The sequence below is a fragment of the Myxococcales bacterium genome, assembly GCA_016699535.1.
In the GTDB taxonomy this organism is placed as follows: domain Bacteria; phylum Myxococcota_A; class Polyangia; order Polyangiales.
On the sequence record CP064980.1, the window covers coordinates 200,186 to 218,066 of the forward strand.

Consider the following 17,881-nt stretch of genomic DNA (forward strand, 5'->3'; position numbering starts at 1 on the left):
GCACAAGGTCCGTTCTATGGCATACTGTTTGTATTGTTCTGAAAGGGGAGATGATAAATGAGAAAATTCAATTGGGTGTTGTTTGCGTTACTGTTGATGATTTCCAGCACGGCATTTGCGGAAAACACGCTCACCAATCAAGATGAAAAAGTGTATCGTTACACGATTACCTGTGGCGAAAACAGTGCCAGCGAACGCATCAAGCCGAGGATGAAAACCACCATCTATAGTGGCGATACCTGCACACTCAAGGTGGTTGGGGTTGGCAGCCACACGATCACCAACAATCAAGAATGCTTAATCAAGGGCAAGTCGCTTACATGCAAAAGCAAAGTTAAGTAGAGCTCCGGAGCAGGGGACGACTATACGCTTAAGGTAAAGGGCGCGGGATCTTGGAAGTTCATGCGGCGGCCGGTTTTGGGGTGTTCGAACTCGAGTTCGTAGGCGTGGAGCATTACGCGTGAAGCTGGGATAAGCTCACCGACGTAGTCGCGGATGTAAAACGCGCTCACCAACAAGAGGATGGCCACGTTCACTTAGATGAATTAAATTTGGTGCTGTCTACCAGTCTCAAGCCGTATACGCACAAGCGATACTGGACCATGCGGTGTAGCTTCTTCAACGATAGTAAGCGCTCGGCGCGCGCCTTCAGGAGGCCCTCCGCGGGCGCGCCTAAAGTGTCCGTGCGATCCACGCAGACCATCACCTCGGTTTGGCAAAATCCAAGATTCAATGCGTTCTTTCTTTGGCGTACCTTGCACCCATGCGTAGTAACGCCGCACCACGCTATGCACCCTAAACTGTTGCTGCAAATGTCGCTTTGCACTAAGCGTGCGCGCAAAAACCAAAATCCCACTGGTCTCTTTGTCAAGACGTTGCACCACACCGAGCATGGGATCGTAGCCCCGCTCTTGTTTGGATGAAAGCTTGCGCAGCGCAACGCGCGTCTGATCCACCAAGGTATCCCGATCTGTTTTCTCATAAGGGACGGTCAGAACATGAGGCGCTTTGTGCACTACGACAACATCACGATCCACATAGAGAATAGACTCTTTGGCGAGAGTGCCGCGCCGAGGTATTCTGGCAGAAGCGTGCACAACGATGCTTTGATCTGCACTCAAACGATAGTCTGGATTGGTGCATAAACGTCCGTCCACCTCAACGCGTCCTCGTTCAACGCATTCACGCGCTTGCTTCCAAGTCTGCACAATTTTCTGCGAACGAAGCCACGCCGCCAGCGTACCACCGGCGTCTTCAGCGCTTGTTACGATCGCTTCATTCTTAGTTTTCGTATTCATACAAATGCCACTTTAGCACTCTACACCACTTTGCTTCGTGTTGGATGTGTTCTGATCAGCGAGCAAGCCTTTACAAATGCAGCTGTTTTTTGCACGGTGTTTCTTTCCATGACTGAAAAAAAATCAAAAAGCTCCAAAGCAAAGGTACGCCGTTGGGAATTACAGGACATTCCGGCGATTTTAGAAGTCCATCGCGCAGCCTACCGTGACTTTCCTGAGCATCAGCTCGAAAACGAGCGTTTGTTCCGGCTCAAAATGGAAGCCTTTCCAGAAGGGCAGTTGCTCATCGAATACGAAGGAAAGATCGTTGCCTATTCGACCTCGCTGATTGTGCAACTCGATCAAAGTTACACCTACCGCTACAGTGAAATCACAGGAGCGCTTACCTTCAGCACGCACGACCCCTCAGGCGATAGTCTCTACGGGGCAGACATTGCCGTGCATCCAGACTACCGAGGCAAGCGTCTTTCCAAGTTGCTTTACACAGGCAGACGCAAACTGCTGAAACGCTACAACCTCAAACGCCTCGTCGCCTACGGGCGTATCCCGGGCTACCATCAATACGCTGGCAAAATGAGTGCCGAGCAATATGTCGAGGGCGTGCAAAAAGCAGAGATCAGTGATCCGGCTTTAAACATGCACTTGCGTGCCGGCTATGAAGTCAAGCGCGTGCTTTTTAATTTTTCAAGGACCCCTCCAGCATGGATTGGTCCACTTTGCTTGAACTTGAAAACAACGATTTCGATCCAAAGCGCAGGAAAATCGCAGCAGCAGCACTGGAGCGACCTGTACGACGCATCCGCATTTGCGCTGTGCAATATTTCTTAGGTCGCATTCGTAGCTGGGAAGAGTTCGAAGAGAACTTGGATTTTTGGGGCGAAGTCGTTGATGAATACCATGCACACGTCTTGGTATTCCCTGAGTTTGTCACCTTTCACTATCTTTGCACGCTACCCAGCAACGATCATCACAAAGCCATCAAAGAGATCGTGAGCAAAGCCGAGCGCTTTCGAAACAAGCTTGCTAGCATGGCCAAAGAAAAAGGCATTTACATTGTGGGCGGTTCAACCCCTGTTGAACGCGATGGTAAAATTTACAACGTCTGCCATCTTTGCACACCATCCGGCAAGGTATTCACCCAAGACAAGCTTCACATTACGCCTTCTGAAACAGAGAGCTGGGAAATCCAGGCGGGTGAAGGCCTCAACGTTTTTGAAGCATCCTGGGGACGCTTTGCCATTCAAGTGTGCTACGATATCGAGTTCCCGGAACTTTCGCGCATCTACACACTGGCAGGTGCAGAAACTATTTTTGTGCCCTACAGCACCGACGATCGCAAAGCCTATTTACGGGTGCGTTATGCGGCCCAGGCACGCGCTGTCGAGAACTATGTTTACGTCGTGCTTGCTGGCAACGTCGGCAACTTACCGAGCCGTAACTACCTTTTGAACTATGGACAGGCCGCTATTTTGTCACCCAGCGATGTTGGCTTTCCCATGGACGGAACGATTGCCGAGGTTCAGCCCAACATCGAATCGGCAGCCATTGGTGAAGTGGATTTCGAGGTGCTTTCCCAACAACGTCACCTGGGCAGCGTCCGACCTTTACGCGACCGGCGCCCCGATCTTTACAACCTCGCGCCCAACTACCCCGTTAAAATCATCCCGGTTGATTGAGGCTTGGCCCAAATGTAATTTCCTTTCCAAGGAAGCTTGCTAACATTCGCCCGGCAAGCACCCAGTATGCACTAGGCACGCTTTGCAGCTTTCAGCGTAGCCGTCCGGCCGAGAAAGAAAAGTCGCACCAAGATCAATCCACTCGGCTCCCCAGGTATCCGGAGAATGCCCCTCATTGTAGCAATAGAAGTGATCGGTCCAGCCAACGCTTGCATCGCTCCAATGAGGGCCCGCCTCTTCAAACAAAAGATCACCGCAGGCTACCGGTAGGGGCAAAGCACCATGATCATCCGATAGCGACGCTAGGCTTGGCCGATTCGCATCGTTCTTAGCAAACATTGCATCGTTAAAACGATTGTCTACCGTTTCAACATCCGTACTGCCTTGCTTGTACTGGCGCGAGTTAAGCCCACACCAATGCCCTTCGCTACAATAGCGCATCGCGTAGATCCAACGAAAAGCATGATCAAAGCGCGTATAAAAGCTGCCAGCGGAAGCCATCAATACTTGCTCTTGTTCATCGTAGCTCGGTTGATAGCCCCAGGAAAAGAGTCCATACAATACTGTCTGGCCTTGTGGGTCTTGGCGATAGAGCGCCGCGCCATAGTCCTCGGAATGATTCCATCCTCCACTACCTGCCTCCTCCTCATGAGCTAGGGTTTTATAGAACCATCGATCCGAGGCATTCAGTAAGACTTCTTTGGAAACAAGCGTATCGAGCAAGCTCAATTCTTCACCCCAAAAGCCATCCACAAGCTGAGCCCGGCTCGCAACCTTTACAGGCGGCGCAATCGATGCCGGTTGATTGATCACGTAAAGGTCAGGATTAAACGGAAGCTCGATATTCGAAGGCAGTTGAATCACGGCTAGATCAAAGATTGCTTGATAGTTTCCGCTCTTAGAGCGTGGAACGATGAGTTCTGAATTCCATTCATCAAAGGTAAAGTGACGGTAAATCTTTAGGTCACGTACCGCAACTTGGGCCAAAGTCTCTGCCTCTGCATGCGTGGAACCTTCGGCGCTGGGACGTTGCGTCCCACGAAAAAAACGAACCAGTTTATCGGAATCAATACTTAATGGATCTTCTTGATCGGTCCAACGGCTTAGGCCACGCGCTGAACTTAAGATGGTGTGCGGACCGATGACTATGCCAAGAAGCTTTCGTTGATTGGGCCCAAAGATGTCACCCCAATCACGATCCAATGGCCAGTCAATGAGCACAACATGTCTAAGATCTGAAGCGGCGGACTGCTCGATCGCATTAGGCTGCGTATCAAGTTCATTGAGCTCGGAGCCACATGCCATCGAAACCAACAAAAAGCTGATGTGCGCGGCAATCCGACTCTGTTTTTTCCAAGAAAGACTTAAAAACATCGTGAACTATGTCATGGGAAAGCGATGGTCGCAAAGAAGACAGACATGTCATTAAAAAAGCATAAAACATGACAAACCTGTCATTTTTTTTACAAAAAACCTGCCAACCATGACCTTCGCACACGGACGCCTTAGGAGGTTTTTTCCGATTGCAATATCTTCAATGCCGCCTCGAATTCCACCGGAGGCTCTGAACGAAAACTGAGTTTTTCTTTCGTTGTTGGGTGCACAAAGGACAGATGTCTTGCATGAAGCGCCTGATGCGCCACGGCATCGTAGGCTTGTACAAGACGCGGATCTTTTGGTTTTTTTGCATAGAGGATGTCGCCAAGAACCGGGAAACCCTGATCGGCGCAGTGCACCCTGATTTGATGAGTGCGGCCTGTTTCAAGCTGACATTGGATAAGCGCTGCACCACTAAAACGCTCTAGAGTTTCAATCGTCGTTACCGCTCGGCGGCCTTGTTCGACTTTGGAACTAAAACGTTTGCGGTCTACTGGATGCCTTCCATGCAAACTTTCAATGCGTCGATTTAAAGGATGATTGCCAACGACAATCGCCAGATACTCACGGCCAATGTCGTGCTTTGAAAACAACTCGACCAAAGCTTCATGTACTTTTACTGATTTGGCCACGACCATCACACCACTGGTGTCTTTATCAAGACGGTGCACAATGCCAGGTCGAATACCTTGCATACCGCGATCATGCTGCCAATGATAAAGAAGAGCGTTTACCAATGTACCATCGGGATGTCCGGGCGCCGGATGCACCACCAAACCTGCAGGCTTGTTGAGCACAAGCAAGGCATCGTCTTCGTAAAGAATCTCTAGCGGGATGTCTTGTGGCTCTAAGTTTGTTTTGGGCGGTGGAGCAGGAACAATCTCAACACTTTGACCAGTGAGCACCTTGCGCTTGGCAGCAACAACATCACCATCAACACGTACTCGCCCTTCTTCAATCCAACGCTTGAGCACCGAACGCGAAAAGCCGAGATCGCGAGCCGCAAGCACTTTGTCGATGCGCTCTTTTTCTTCGCTTTCAAGAATACTGAGCTCGATAAGCTCGTCGTTCTCTTGTGTCACCACATGGGGGATTTGACGTGACCCTTGGCGCGTACCAACACATCAATCAGGGCACGATTGTAGAAATTACGCTCGTAGAGTTCTTGTGTCACGCGGCTTTTGAAAAGCGCCCGACCCTCTTCGATTTCTTCTTGGAGCACATCAAAGAGGTTGTCGTTTTGAACCCCTTCGACCACTTTGTCTTCATTGTACAAAGATAAGTCACTGGCAATGGCTCGTGCCAGCCGTCGTGCTGCTTCTTCTGTTTCGATTAGCGCCATGCTTTCACCTTATGATTCATAAATCGTCTTCATCCCACTCTTCAGCAAGATACCCTAAAATCACCTCATCGAGCGACTTTTCTCCGAGGCGAGCCTTGTCATGAAACATAGAGGATATCGATCGTGGCCGCTCTGGCATCGATGATTGACGGACCGAACGGCTACCTTGATAGCGGCCAATGAGTTTTTCGGCAAAAGCTCCAGTATCCTCGTGCCATTCGCCCTTTTCAGGGAGAGGCTGAGCAGGACGCTTTTCGACTGCCTTTGAAGCCGATCGCGGGGTAAGCGAGGCACTGGCCGCAGGCGCTAGGCCCAACTGCTCATCGTACTGTCCGTCGCGCAACGAAACAAACATCGCCTTATGCTGCTCTTGCATGAGTTTTTTAACAACGTCCCGATAGCCTTCGGTGCCCACGTGTTCGGCGTAACTGGTTTTGACGGACGCTATAATACGGCCACCGTCGGCGAAAAGATGGGTGATCACATGCGGCCGCTTGACCCCTGAATCTTCGGTTTGGATATGATAGACTTTGCCCCGATGCCGAGCATTGGTATTGTAGCCTAATAATGGTGAGACATTCGCGCTCATGGACACTTTAGCTGCTGGTTTTTGCACGGCTGAACCTAACAAAAGTCTTTACCTTCTCATGATAGCATGAAAATTGCGCTCAATCTGCAAAACTGCACTCTAAGGAGAGTCGTGTGGGGAAGCTGGCTACTTTGCACTACAGCAATTCTTGTGATTGCTCGCATGCTTCATCCTTCGCCATTGGGTTACGGCTCTCATCTTCAACTCGGACTTCCTCCTTGTGGATTCTTGATTTGGAGCGGTATGCCTTGCCCCAGCTGCGGCCTAACCACGAGTTTTGCTCACCTGCTTCACTTACAATGGATCGAGGCCTGGCATGCCAATCCATGGGGATTCTTCCTCTTGGCAACGCTCGTTTTAAGTGTGCCGGTTGCCGCAGTCGGGTTGCTTCGAGCTCTACCCATCCTGGCAACGCTTGAGAAGCTGCATACCAATAAACTCATTCTGACTTTGCTCGGGATCGGCCTTTTAAGCTGGGGCCTGCGATTGCAGTGAGCAACCACTGCGTTCTGAATGTTTGAGCAGTCATGCGGCGACAGCAGCGCTCACAACAAGCTTTCTTATTGAGTGGGAACAATGCTTGAGCGCGCTTTGCCGTAGGCATCTTCCGAAGCTGCCATGAGCAACAAGGAGGGTCGTTTTGTGCGAGCGTTTGGATGGGATGCCACGCCGATCTTTAGGTCAGGGACCGGATTGAGCGCACTCTTGCAAAACCCGTCGCCAGCTACCAACGATTCGAGGCGGTCTCGAACGATAGCAGCCCCACGGCGATCTGTTTCGGGGAGCAGAACGGTAAACTCATCGATGTCCGAGCGATACAATTGATCCACATCACGAATCGCACCACGCAATGCTTCGGCAACCGCTACCATCGCTTCATCGGCTGCTTGCACGCCATTTTTCTCGACAATTTGCGCTAAATTGCTAAGACCAACCACCATGCAGGTCAATGGGTGACCATAACGCATGGCTCGCGTGTACTCGTAGTTCACGCTAATACGGAGTTGCTGTATCGTACCGGTCTTCGTGAGCTCATCTGCTATGGTCGTGTGGACTGCTGGAGGAAAGATCGCGTTGCCTGTGCGGTGCCGTCGCAGCACATTTTGAACACGCTGCTGAATCTCAAATACACGGTACGGTTTAATAATGTAATCGACTGCGCCAAGCTTCATTCCCTCTTCGCAGAGGGCCGCGCTTTCAGCGCTCGTTACAAGAATTACCGGAAATTGCTCCAGCCTGTGATCTTCACGCAGCACACGCAGTACATCAAGTCCACGAATAGGCACACCAACATCAAGCATCAGCAGATCAGGTTGTTGCCTGGCTAACATGTCGAGCACTTGCTCAGCTCGCATGGCACTCAGCACTTCTTGTCCAAGACCTTCGCAGGCCTCCTGTAAAACGCGTAAATCGAAGGGGTCTCCCTCAGCGACAAGAACGGTAGAACGCACTCAAAAAGGCTATCATAACCATGGCTTATTGTCGCTTTTAAGAGATCAAAGGCGTTGCGATCTGTATGCTTTTGACGCACAAGCACGTACGCTCAAGACTGTCCGCCCCTTCTTCTTTCTCGCGTAGCCCGGAAAGATTGCCACTGAGGGAGCGCCTCGAACGTGGTAATTTTTCCCGGTTAGGTGCAAAAATCAAAAGCCATGGCAAATTTTCCGTACATGACACTGCAGTATGAGCTTTCTTTATGACACAGAAGGCTCTTCACAGTTCTCGAAGCATCGCAACCCATATCCTCGATCGTACGGCCAAAGGTGCCTACGTCGCGCCTTTGCTCAATGCTGAACTTAGGCGCAATGCGTTATCCAAAGCCGATGCGGCCTTTTGCACTGAACTTTGTTACGGCAGCTTACGCGTCTTGCCTATTCTTGATACTGCAATCAAAAAGCATGTTAAGAATCTTGATTCACTGGACAGCTTTACCAAGGCTGCGCTTCAAATAGCGATTTTTCAAATCTACTATCTTGATCGTGTACCTTTGCACGCTGTGGTTAATGAAACGGTCGCGCTGGTCACGCGCAAGCGTGGAAAAGGCCTTGCGGGCCTCGTGAACGCGGTGCTGCGCAAAATCGGTAAAGAACACGAAGCGCACCCCACAGAGCACAAAAATTTCGTTGTACCCGATTGGTTCGATCGCTCCATGACAAAAGCATTGGGCAAGACGCGAAGCGCTATTTTTCTAAATGAACGCCCTTTGCCGCCGGCATTGTGCCTCCGTATCCTCGAATCAGACGCGCAAACGAAGTGGATTCAGGCCATACAAGAAGCTCAACCAAAAGCAGAAGTTAAGGCTGGAGCTGTCTGTCCTCAAGCGATTTTGCTTCGTCGAGCCGGTGATCCACGTAACTTGCCAGGCTTTGATCAAGCTGCGTTTGTCGTCCAAGAAGAAGGAGCCCAGGCTCTGGCGCTCTTGCTTGGCGCAAAACAAGGCGAGTGCGTTCTTGATGCCTGTGCTGGTCACGGAGGAAAAACAGCTATCCTCGCTAAGCAGGTAGGCCGCAGCGGAAAAGTGACTGCTGTCGATAAGCATCCCAAAAAACTAATGGAGGCAAAGTCGTATTTGCAAAAGCTGCAGCTTGAATGGGTTGAGACTAAAGCGATCGATTTGAGTCGGGGCAAAGGCAAACTTGAGACGGGTTTTGATCGTATTTTGATCGACGCACCCTGCACCGCGCTCGGTACCATCCACCGCAGACCCGAACTATTACGCCGCTGCAATCAAAACGATGCGACGCGACTTGCCGAGCTGCAGCTAGCTATTAGTATTCAGCTGATTCCATTGGCTAAGCTGGGTGCAACGATTGTGTTTGGAACCTGCTCACCGAGTTACGAGGAGGGTGCCCAAGTCGTCGCAGCCATCGAAAAGCACTTTCCTGGCCTAGAACGGGAGCTCACAAGCCCTGATGAAGTGAAGCTGAGGGCCGACGACGATGGTCTGTTCCGGATTGGGCCTTGGCTTAGCCCCGACTACGATGGCCCCGATCTCTATCAGGCCGTTCGCTGGAAAGTAAAAAGCACTCCATAAAAACAGGGTTATTTACTACGCCACAGGGAGCCATCAAGATGGATGGACGCCCAAGCGGTAGCAATGTCAACGCAATGTTATGGGCATTCTGGCTGGAATTCGTGGTGGTTGAAAAAAGCCTTTGTTACTGATACTTTCCAGCCAGGCTAAACATAATACTACAATTTGATAGGTCACACGGGGCGTAGCGCAGCCTGGTAGCGCGCACGGTTCGGGATCGTGAAGTCGGAGGTTCAAATCCTCTCGCCCCGACCGAGCGTTACAAAAAAGGAAAATCACATGTCAAAACCAGCTTCACCAGTTCGAATCCTTGTTGTCGATGACGACAAAGCTATCTGCGAGTACATGGAAACTTTCCTTGCTCAAGATGGCTACGATGTGAAAACCATGTCGAATCCGACCAAAGCCCCAGAAGAAGTTCGGGAGGGTGGTTATCATTTGGTCGTATTGGATTTAATGATGCCTGGCATGGATGGCGTTGAGGTCCTGCGTCAGATTCGAAAAAACGATAGTGACGTCGCTGTCATTATTTTTACGGGCTACCCTTCCCTCGAGACAGCCGTCGAATCCATGAAGCTCGATGCGGTGGATTATCTTGAAAAACCTTTCAAACCGGAAACCTTCCGTGAAGTGCTTGATCGCATCATGCGGAAAAAGGGTTTAACACGGAGCCCCGAAGAGAGCCTGCACCGTGTGATTGGCGAGACGATTCGAAAGCTGCGTAAAGACCGTGATCTTACGCTCAAACAGCTTGCTAGGCGCACAGGCCTTTCTGTATCGCTGCTTTCTCAAATCGAGCGTGCTGAATCAAGCGCTTCCATCGGTTCGCTCTACAAGATCTCAGCTGCACTTGATGCACGCGTGCAAGACTTATTTGGTGATTTTTAAATCATTCATCAAGCGAAGGTGTTTCTTCAGGCAATAAACGCGTAAAGCGTTTGGACAGCGCATGAGGGAAGTCCATCGTTTTGCTCTGCTCGTACAGTTTGAAGAAGGCTTGCTGCTGCTCAGCCATCTGCAGGAATTCCAAAAGACGTAAACGCACTGCGTAATCTTCCGGTGCCTGCTCTAAGCGAACACTCAACAAAGCAATCGCCTGGGCCTGAAGCTCGCGGTTCCAAAGCTGCTCGGCACGGCTTCGATAGCTGTAACGAGGAGGCAACTCCTTTAGTTGAGCTTCCGTCGCCGAGAGAAAAATCTGCAAAGCGTCATCAAATGCTCCAGCGTATTCCAACAAAAATGCACGATGTATGCGATGCAACAGATCGGGAGGCTGCTCGAACAATGCCAGCGCCTCTTGAAAACGTGAATCCTCGGCGTACATGGAAGCGAGCAAGACACGAAGGTCGAAGGCTTTTTCTGGATTTTGCTCGATGGCCTCAAAGAGAAGCAATAGAGCCTGTTCTTTCATGCCTTTGCGCTCCAAGATTGTTGCTAGCTCAATCCGCGCTGAGGCAAACGAAGTCGAACCTGGCGCAACTTGTGCAAACTGAAAAGCACTTTGTCCTTCTTGACCAAGCATTATAAGACAGCGTCCTTTAAGCCAATGGGCCTCGCTTACGTTCTTCTCCGAAGCCACGGCCACATCTGCTAGTTCAATGCAACGCGCAGGCTTTTCAAGCTCGAGGAATAGTCGTGCCATCGGAATCTCTCCGCCCATTCGGTCAGGCGATGAGGTGCTTAGGATTGCAAGTGCACGTTTCATATTGCCTGCGCCTATTAAGGCCTCAATTCGAAGCACTTCGTCTGCAGCGTCACGACTAACTTGTTCTAGAAGCGCAACGGCGATGGCGAAATGTTTTTTTTCAAAAGCTTGATGGGCGACCTCACGAACTTCGTCAGCGCGCGCAGGTGCAACATCAAGCATACGCTCCGACGCAGCAGAGGCCTCCTGAACATCGCCAAGCTCAACAGCGCCTTCCAGCAATAAGCGAAGTTCCCCCAAATTCACTGTAGTCTCGGACCTCACATGCTCCTCTAAAACGGCATCGGCCCGCTGCCGCAAGCCATGGTCTCGAAGCGTTCTGGAAAGCGCTAGCGCGACCGCAGAATCACCTTGCGCTGAACGCTGCGCCTGAATGTAGGAAGCAACCGCGCGATAAAACTCTCCTTTTTTTTCCGAAAAACGTGCACTTACAATCCAAAGAGCTTCGGAGTTTGGAAAATCTTCTAAACTGTCTTCGACGAGATCCTCAGCCTCATCCTGTTCTTTATTTTCATACAAGACCTCGGCGAGACGAGACAAAACGTAGGGGTCGCGTGCTCCTTCGCGTAAGCATTTCCGGAACGATTCGATGGAGCGCTCGTAGTATCCTTTGGAGAAGAAAATTTCTCCCTGCAAATAGGCAGCATATGCCGTCTCGCTAACAAGTGGCCCGGCTCGACGTTCTCCGCCTACGTGTCGATAGATTGAACTTTGCTGTGGCTTGGCACACGAGATAACAAAAATCGTACACAGGGCCAATTTAAAAAGCATTGACCTAGTGCTGTGATTTAAAAATAGCGAGATGATAAACAATGGGTCCAGATTATACGCATTTTGTTCAAAAACAAGTATGATACCACACAAAGGACGGTGGGCAGATGAATCCAGCAGCCATGACCTTGCTTCTTGTCTTATCTCTTGGGTTGTTTGCCTATTCGGCAGCAAGACGCTTCTCTCTTTTGCAACGAGCGCAGCCAGAGCCTCGGTTTTCTGTTGCGTCATTGGATGAACTCTTGGAACGTGCGACCAAGACGATGATCTATGCCTTTGGGCAAAAGAAAATGCCCAACTACCGTTGGGCTGGTATCGCGCATATTCTGATTTTTTCAGGCTTCATGGTGTTGCTTCTTCGCAGTCTTATGCTTTGGGGGCGAGGCTTTGATCCCGGTTTCGATTTTTGGGGTCTGCTTTCACATGAACATCCATTGGGCATCGCCTACAGCTTCATTAAAGATCTATTTGCAGTCTTGGTCGTGTTGGGTGCATCGGTTTTTGTCTACTACCGAGTGCTCTCACCGCAAAAGCGCATGACCCTAAGCCTTGAAGGCTTATTTATTCTTTTTATCATCATCACCATGATGCTTGCGGACATCCTATACGACGGAGCGCGTATCGCACTGAGCGACTCCGCCGAAGCAAGTTTGCCAATGTTAAATCTAATTGAGCCAGCCGGATCTCTTACTGCTATTGCTCTTGTATCGGCACAGCTCTCAACCCCCCAACTCCATTTCCTGATGGAACTCGGATTTTGGTGGCATTCAGCCTTTGTACTTATCTTCCTAAACCTTTTGCCTTATTCAAAACATTTTCACATCATCACAGCAATTCCCAATGTCTTTTCGGAAAGCAATCTGGCCAAAGGAGCTTTGCCTAAAGTCGAAGACCTTGAAGGTAAGGTGGAACGAGAGGAAGCTCTAGGGTTTCGTGAAATCAGTAATCTCAGTTGGAAAGATGTGCTTGATTTGTACACCTGCACCGAATGCGGCCGCTGCAGCGATAACTGTCCCGCTTATACAACCGATAAAAAGCTTTCACCGAAACATCTAACGGTGGCGCTTCGAGATCATCTTTATGATAGCGAACAAGCATTGTTGGGTGAGAACCCTATCGCCAAGCTTAGCAGCATGGTGAGCGCGAGAGCTGAGACGGCAAACGATAAAACGATTCACGGGGATCCACCGAAAGATGCCTACTTTCGTTCGGCCACACCGCTTGGCCTCGTGCCGGGAATTTTAGCGCCTGAAGTGATTTGGGCCTGCACCACATGCCGTGCTTGCGAAGAGCAGTGCCCTGTAAACATTTCTTACGTCGATAAAATCGTAAAACTGAGGCGAGAAAAAGTCATGATCGACGCCGAGTTTCCCACGGAACTACAAAAACCTTTTAACGGCATCGAAAGCAACGGCAACCCTTGGAACCTCTCTGCCATGGACCGCCCCGCCTGGGCGGAAGGCCTCGATGTGCCTCTGATTGAGCAAAACCCAAATGCCAGTGTGCTTTACTGGGTGGGTTGTGCTGCGAGCTACGATGACCGCGCAAAAAAAATCGCAAGAGCAACTGTAAGACTTTTGAACAAAGCGCATGTTGATTTTGCCATTCTTGGCAAGCTCGAAAAATGCACGGGTGATCCAGCACGACGCGCAGGCAATGAGTACCTATTTCAAGTGATTGCCGAACAGAACGTATCGATCCTAAAGAAACATGGAGTCGATAAAAAAACCGTGCTTACCACCTGCCCACATTGTTTCAATACACTGCTCAATGAATACCCTCAGTTTGATGGTCACTTTAAAGTTGTGCACCACAGTGATTATTTAGCTGATTTACTTGCGAGCAAACGCTTGGTACCTGAAAAGACCGTCAATGCACGAATGACTTACCATGACAGTTGTTATCTTGGGCGCTACAACGATATCTATGAATCGCCCCGTGCGATCCTGGAAGCCATTCCTGGGATCGAGCTTGTGGAAGTAGAGCATTGGAATCGATCCAAGGGTCTTTGCTGTGGTGCCGGCGGCGGTCAAATGTTCATGGAAGAGCAAAATGATAATCGCGTAAATAACAAACGAACCCTGCAATTGCTGCAAACCCAAGCCGATACCATCGCCAGCGCTTGTCCGTTTTGCATGACGATGGTTTCAGATGGTCTTAAAGCACACGAAAAGGAAGAGCAGATTCAGAGCCTCGATATCGCGGAAGTTCTTGAACGTTCGGTCTTATAGAGGTAGTCCTAGGGGGTGCTTCTGCTCCTTTTGACAAGACTCGCTACAGACCAGCAGGCGGACAAGACTATACAAACAAGTTATGGCCTTATGCTTTTGCAAAGCCTACTTGCGCTCGCTGCGATTTGTCTTTTGGCCTGGCTTGTGCTGCGTTGGATCTCCTCAAGCTTTCAGCAACGCAGCTCTGGGGCAAAACACCTCCGTGTTATTGATAGCATCGCTCTAGGCCCGCGCAGCCGAATCTATATCGTCCAGTCAGCTCAACGTGCCTGGCTGATGGGAAGCGGCGTAGAAGGCCAGGTGCAAATGCTCTGCGAACTCGATCCAGCAGACATCCCCCAACAGGAGCAGGCTCCTTCAAGTCACTTTGCTCATGCGCTTATACAGGCGAAAGCCAAGCTCTCGCCCAAGAAAGACGGCCAAAGTTAGATGTCCAACATCACCCTTGCCACAGTACTCACATTATTGCTGCTCTCGCTGCTGCCCCTGCTGTTTATGGCAGCAACAAGCTTTGTAAAAATATCCGTAGTGCTCTCTATTCTCAGAAATGCGATCGGTACCAATCAGGTCCCGTCAGGCGCGGTTGTCACCGCCTTAGCGTCAATCCTCACCCTCTACGTGATGGCCCCTGTCGGAATGCAAATGATGCAAAGCGCTGAACCAAAACTTTCAGCCGTAAGTTGGGAAGCCCCCTTGGCCGGTCAAAACGGGAAGCGCTTTTTGGAAGCAGCCATGACAGCGTTGCTTCCGCTAAACCGTTTCCTTGAAAAACACTCCGGAAAGCGAGAAAAGAAACTCTTTTTTGATCTTGCAAAAAAATCAGCTCAAAACGGACCACCCATCGCTAGCTCCGAAAAAGACCTCGCGGTGGTTTTTCCGGCTTTTCTCATCACCGAACTTGCTGAAGCTTTTCTAATTGGCTTTCTTCTTTTTATCCCCTTTTTGATCATCGATCTTGTTGTTGCCAATATTGTGCTGTCTTTAGGCATGCACATGCTCTCTCCAACCACCATTTCGCTGCCCTTTAAGCTTCTACTCTTTGTAGCCGTCGACGGCTGGTACCTCGTCTCTGAAGCCCTGGTCTCAGGCTATCTATAAATTAGTTAAATACGAATTGGCGCTCTGAGCAGGTGGGTCTGTTGAAACAGACCCACCTGCTCAGACGCTTAAATTCCCTGCTATCGTATTGGATCTACGATTACATCACTTCTTCCGGGACATCTAATCGAGGACAAAGCTTCTTCGTATTGCTCATGTCATGAAGTTAGTCTGGAGATCCAATGCGAATTCAGATTATTTAAGCGTCGAAGGCAATAGATTGAGCGCACGCGGATCTATTGCCTTCGAGCGCCTTGGCGTCGTTGATCAGGTTTTGAGCGCACTATATCCGTTCGATAAGAGTGGCGATGCCCATACCGCCGCCGATACAGAGCGTCACCATGCCGACATTGAGGTCACGCCGTTCAAGTTCATCAAGGACGGTACCAATTAGGATGGCACCCGTCGCGCCGAGGGGATGTCCAAGTGCAATGGCTCCTCCGTTGACATTGACCTTCTCAGGATCGAGTCCAAGGGTACGTATGGTTTGCATGGGTACCACCGCAAAAGCTTCGTTGATCTCCCATAAGTCTACATCACTGACTTGCATACCCGCTTTCTTTAATAATTTTTGGCAAGTGGGTGCAGGTGCCGTAAGCATGATGACCGGCTCATTGCCTAAAGTAGCAGTCATGACGATTCGCGCTCGTGCTTTAAGACCCGTTTTTTGTGCATAGTCTTTGGATGCAAGGAGCAACGCAGCCACTCCATCAACAATGCCACTTGAATTGCCAGCGGTGTGAACGTGGTTGATGCCTTTTGTATCCGGGTAGACCCGTAGCGCAAAGTCATCGATCGTCTCTCCTTGAGGGCCTACTTGCATGGCACCTAGTTTTTCAAAAGCAGGCTTGAGTTTTCCCAAGGCTTGAAGATCGGTGCCAGGGCGCGGATATTCATCTTGCGCCAATAACACCTGGCCTGAACTTGGGTCAGTGACTGGGAAAAGGCTCTTTTCGAAATGACCAGCTTCCATCGCCCGAGCAGCTTTGCTCTGCGATTCAACCGCAAAACTATCTAAATCATGCCGAGAAAACCCTTCGCGTGTTGCAATCAGATCCGCACTGATACCTTGCGGCACCTGAACAATCTTCTGACGAAGCACAGGATTGTTGCCATCGACACTGCCTCCGTCTGCTCCGATAGGCACCCGTGACATGCTCTCGACACCGCCTGCAACCACCACGTCTTGTTGAGCGGACATGATTCCCAACGCAGCAAAATTAACTGCCTGAGCTCCTGAGCCACAAAAACGGTTTACCGTGACTCCTGAAATACTCTCGGGCCAGCCTGCACTTAAAAGCGCATGACGAGCCAAACACGCTCCCTGTTCGTTCACTTGGGAGACACAGCCCATCACCACATCATCAACATCATCGAGATTAAACGAATTTCGTTTTGCAATCTGCTGCAAACTTTGTGCGACGAGCTCCTGAGGATGGACGCTCGATAAAGCTCCGGTTTCGGCTTTTCCCTTGCCGCGCGGCGTCCGTACTGCATCAATAATCCAAGCTTCCATCACGCCACCTTCCTTCTGTTATCTCGAGTGTATCTCAAATCGTCAAAAACCCATGATTTTAGAAAGAGCGTACTTCATGACCTCGGTGCTTCCGCCAGCAATGCGCAATAAACGCTGATCACGCCACATACGGGAGACCCAAAGCTCATCCAAGTAGCCCATGCCTCCATGAAACTGAAGGCAGGTGTCGATGATCTCCGAAGTAACATCCCCAACAAAAACTTTACTCATCGAAATAAATTTTGTGGTCTCAAGAGAAACCTCACTTTGGTCGATGTATTTTTCTTGGTTGTAAGAACGAACGGCTTGGTAGCTGAGCGCTCTAGCCGCTTCAAGCTTGGTGTACAAATCGACAAAACGATGCTGCCACACTTCTCGTTTAATCAAAGGTTTTCCAAAAGCTGATCGTTGTCCACCCCACTCAACAGTACGCTCAAGCGCGGTATAGGCTCCAGCCACCGCGCTTATTGACGCTATCAAACGTTCGGTCTGAAAGTTTTGCATGAGGTAGTAGAAGCCCTGGCCTTCTTCACCCAGAAGATAGCGAGCAGGCACTCGACATCCATCGAAAAAAAGTTCGGCCGTGTCACTGGAACAGTTGCCGATCTTTTTTAGCATTTTCGAGACGCCATAACCTTTGACGTCGGTGGGGAGCAACACAATTGAAATGCCCCCATATCCAGCCTCTGGATCTGTTTTAACAAGCAGCGTCACAAAATCAGCACGACTACCATTGGTGATGTAAGTCTTCGAGCCATTGATCACATACTCATCACCCACGCGGCGGGCAGTCGTTGTGATGGCCGCAACGTCCGATCCTGCGTTAGGCTCACTTACTGCAAGCGCAGCAATTTTTTCGCCCTGCAATGCAGGTTTGAGAAACTCTTCTTTTTGCTCTTTGCTACCCAAATCTTGAATGCATGGTGTGGTCATGTCGCCTTGCACCAGTAACGCCATCACCACGCCACCGGACTCACAGCGATGCAACTCTTCGGCTTTGGCTACGCTAAACCAATAATCGCCTCCACCGCCTCCAACATCCTCCGGGTAATGTGCGGCGAAAACGCCAAGCTCGGCGGCTTTTTTAAATACCCACCGTGGAAAAATGCCAGCCTTCTCCCATTCGGAGGAGGCAGGTGCGAGTTCATTTTCCATGAACTGCTTTATTTGCTTTCGAAAAAGCTGATGCTCGTCAGTGAATGGGCTAAGTATTTCGGTCAATGCTCACACCGCCAATCTCGAAA

General features: G+C 50.2%; 17 protein-coding genes, 1 tRNA gene and 1 pseudogene. 9 read left to right on the plus strand and 10 right to left on the minus strand.

Annotated elements, in window-relative coordinates:
• Positions 1-57: 57 nt before the first annotated feature.
• Positions 58-342: a hypothetical protein gene (locus tag IPJ88_01050; GenBank protein QQR90368.1), complete on the plus strand. Its 285-nt coding sequence runs from the start codon at positions 58-60 to the stop codon at positions 340-342.
• A 20-nt stretch (positions 343-362) separates the two neighbouring features.
• Here the strand turns inward: IPJ88_01050 and IPJ88_01055 are convergent, their stop codons facing one another.
• A complete protein-coding gene (locus tag IPJ88_01055; GenBank protein QQR90369.1) occupies positions 363-536 on the minus strand; it encodes a hypothetical protein in 174 nt (57 codons plus the stop codon).
• Between the two features lie 9 nt (positions 537-545).
• A complete protein-coding gene (locus tag IPJ88_01060; GenBank protein QQR90370.1) occupies positions 546-1,298 on the minus strand; it encodes a hypothetical protein in 753 nt (250 codons plus the stop codon).
• A gap of 108 nt (positions 1,299-1,406) precedes the next feature.
• Between IPJ88_01060 and IPJ88_01065 the strand changes: the two are divergent.
• Positions 1,407-2,974: pseudogene (locus IPJ88_01065) on the plus strand (GNAT family N-acetyltransferase).
• A 39-nt stretch (positions 2,975-3,013) separates the two neighbouring features.
• Here the strand turns inward: IPJ88_01065 and IPJ88_01070 are convergent.
• From IPJ88_01070 to IPJ88_01085, 4 genes are all read right to left on the minus strand, one after another.
• Positions 3,014-4,348 carry a hypothetical protein gene (locus IPJ88_01070; protein QQR90371.1) on the minus strand — a complete coding sequence of 445 codons (1,335 nt, stop codon included), beginning with the start codon at positions 4,346-4,348 and terminating at the stop codon, positions 3,014-3,016.
• Between the two features lie 131 nt (positions 4,349-4,479).
• Positions 4,480-5,445 (minus strand): RluA family pseudouridine synthase, encoded by a 966-nt coding sequence (locus IPJ88_01075; GenBank protein QQR91932.1) that lies wholly within the window; start codon positions 5,443-5,445, stop codon positions 4,480-4,482.
• A complete protein-coding gene (locus tag IPJ88_01080; GenBank protein ID QQR90372.1) occupies positions 5,430-5,693 on the minus strand; it encodes a hypothetical protein in 264 nt (87 codons plus the stop codon). Before IPJ88_01080 ends, IPJ88_01075 begins: the two co-directional genes overlap by 16 nt.
• 16 nt (positions 5,694-5,709) lie before the next feature.
• Positions 5,710-6,309, minus strand: coding sequence for a hypothetical protein (locus IPJ88_01085; protein QQR90373.1), 600 nt, complete (start codon positions 6,307-6,309; stop codon positions 5,710-5,712).
• Positions 6,310-6,348: 39 nt separating this feature from the next.
• Here IPJ88_01085 and IPJ88_01090 point away from each other — a divergent pair, with 39 nt between their 5' ends.
• Positions 6,349-6,777 (plus strand): DUF2752 domain-containing protein, encoded by a 429-nt coding sequence (locus IPJ88_01090; GenBank protein ID QQR90374.1) that lies wholly within the window; start codon positions 6,349-6,351, stop codon positions 6,775-6,777.
• A gap of 65 nt (positions 6,778-6,842) precedes the next feature.
• Here the strand turns inward: IPJ88_01090 and IPJ88_01095 are convergent, their stop codons facing one another.
• Positions 6,843-7,733: a response regulator gene (locus tag IPJ88_01095; GenBank protein ID QQR90375.1), complete on the minus strand. Its 891-nt coding sequence runs from the start codon at positions 7,731-7,733 to the stop codon at positions 6,843-6,845.
• A gap of 245 nt (positions 7,734-7,978) precedes the next feature.
• Between IPJ88_01095 and IPJ88_01100 the strand changes: the two genes are divergently transcribed.
• The 3 genes from IPJ88_01100 to IPJ88_01110 all read left to right on the plus strand — a co-directional run bounded on the left by IPJ88_01100 (position 7,979) and on the right by IPJ88_01110 (position 10,204).
• On the plus strand, positions 7,979-9,316 hold the full coding sequence (locus IPJ88_01100) for a methyltransferase domain-containing protein (protein ID QQR90376.1): 1,338 nt from the start codon (positions 7,979-7,981) through the stop codon (positions 9,314-9,316).
• 178 nt (positions 9,317-9,494) lie between these two features.
• Positions 9,495-9,568: transfer RNA gene (locus IPJ88_01105), tRNA-Pro, on the plus strand.
• A gap of 27 nt (positions 9,569-9,595) precedes the next feature.
• Positions 9,596-10,204, plus strand: coding sequence for a response regulator (locus IPJ88_01110; protein QQR90377.1), 609 nt, complete (start codon positions 9,596-9,598; stop codon positions 10,202-10,204).
• Between the two features lies 1 nt (position 10,205).
• Here IPJ88_01110 and IPJ88_01115 read toward each other — a convergent pair whose 3' ends face one another.
• Entirely contained in the window at positions 10,206-11,792 is a 1,587-nt protein-coding gene (locus IPJ88_01115) for a tetratricopeptide repeat protein (protein QQR90378.1), read from the minus strand.
• A 107-nt stretch (positions 11,793-11,899) separates the two neighbouring features.
• On the opposite strand from IPJ88_01115, the gene IPJ88_01120 reads away from it, so the two are divergent.
• From IPJ88_01120 to IPJ88_01130, 3 genes are all read left to right on the plus strand, one after another.
• Positions 11,900-14,023 (plus strand): (Fe-S)-binding protein, encoded by a 2,124-nt coding sequence (locus tag IPJ88_01120; GenBank protein QQR90379.1) that lies wholly within the window; start codon positions 11,900-11,902, stop codon positions 14,021-14,023.
• A gap of 90 nt (positions 14,024-14,113) precedes the next feature.
• Positions 14,114-14,452 carry a flagellar biosynthetic protein FliO gene (gene fliO, locus IPJ88_01125; GenBank protein ID QQR90380.1) on the plus strand — a complete coding sequence of 113 codons (339 nt, stop codon included), beginning with the start codon at positions 14,114-14,116 and terminating at the stop codon, positions 14,450-14,452.
• Positions 14,453-15,121, plus strand: coding sequence for an EscR/YscR/HrcR family type III secretion system export apparatus protein (locus IPJ88_01130; GenBank protein ID QQR90381.1), 669 nt, complete (start codon positions 14,453-14,455; stop codon positions 15,119-15,121).
• Positions 15,122-15,404: 283 nt separating this feature from the next.
• Here IPJ88_01130 and IPJ88_01135 read toward each other — a convergent pair whose 3' ends face one another.
• Together IPJ88_01135 and IPJ88_01140 are read right to left on the minus strand one after the other, a co-directional pair.
• Positions 15,405-16,640: an acetyl-CoA C-acetyltransferase gene (locus IPJ88_01135; protein QQR90382.1), complete on the minus strand. Its 1,236-nt coding sequence runs from the start codon at positions 16,638-16,640 to the stop codon at positions 15,405-15,407.
• A gap of 39 nt (positions 16,641-16,679) precedes the next feature.
• On the minus strand, positions 16,680-17,849 hold the full coding sequence (locus IPJ88_01140; protein QQR91933.1) for an acyl-CoA dehydrogenase family protein: 1,170 nt from the start codon (positions 17,847-17,849) through the stop codon (positions 16,680-16,682).
• Positions 17,850-17,881 lie beyond the last annotated feature (32 nt).

Bases quoted from the DNA above. Each gene is read 5' to 3' on its own strand.
- IPJ88_01100 (QQR90376.1), top strand. From the start codon at position 7,979: ATGACACAGAAGGCTCTTCACAGTTCTCGAAGCATCGCAACCCATATC.
- IPJ88_01090 (QQR90374.1), top strand. From the start codon at position 6,349: ATGAAAATTGCGCTCAATCTGCAAAACTGCACTCTAAGGAGAGTCGTG.
- fliO (QQR90380.1), top strand. From the start codon at position 14,114: ATGCTTTTGCAAAGCCTACTTGCGCTCGCTGCGATTTGTCTTTTGGCC.
- IPJ88_01115 (QQR90378.1), bottom strand. From the start codon at position 11,792: ATGCTTTTTAAATTGGCCCTGTGTACGATTTTTGTTATCTCGTGTGCC.
- IPJ88_01120 (QQR90379.1), top strand. From the start codon at position 11,900: ATGAATCCAGCAGCCATGACCTTGCTTCTTGTCTTATCTCTTGGGTTG.
- IPJ88_01110 (QQR90377.1), top strand. From the start codon at position 9,596: ATGTCAAAACCAGCTTCACCAGTTCGAATCCTTGTTGTCGATGACGAC.
- IPJ88_01070 (QQR90371.1), bottom strand. From the start codon at position 4,348: ATGTTTTTAAGTCTTTCTTGGAAAAAACAGAGTCGGATTGCCGCGCAC.
- IPJ88_01080 (QQR90372.1), bottom strand. From the start codon at position 5,693: ATGGCGCTAATCGAAACAGAAGAAGCAGCACGACGGCTGGCACGAGCC.
- IPJ88_01130 (QQR90381.1), top strand. From the start codon at position 14,453: ATGTCCAACATCACCCTTGCCACAGTACTCACATTATTGCTGCTCTCG.
- IPJ88_01050 (QQR90368.1), top strand. From the start codon at position 58: ATGAGAAAATTCAATTGGGTGTTGTTTGCGTTACTGTTGATGATTTCC.
- IPJ88_01060 (QQR90370.1), bottom strand. From the start codon at position 1,298: ATGAATACGAAAACTAAGAATGAAGCGATCGTAACAAGCGCTGAAGAC.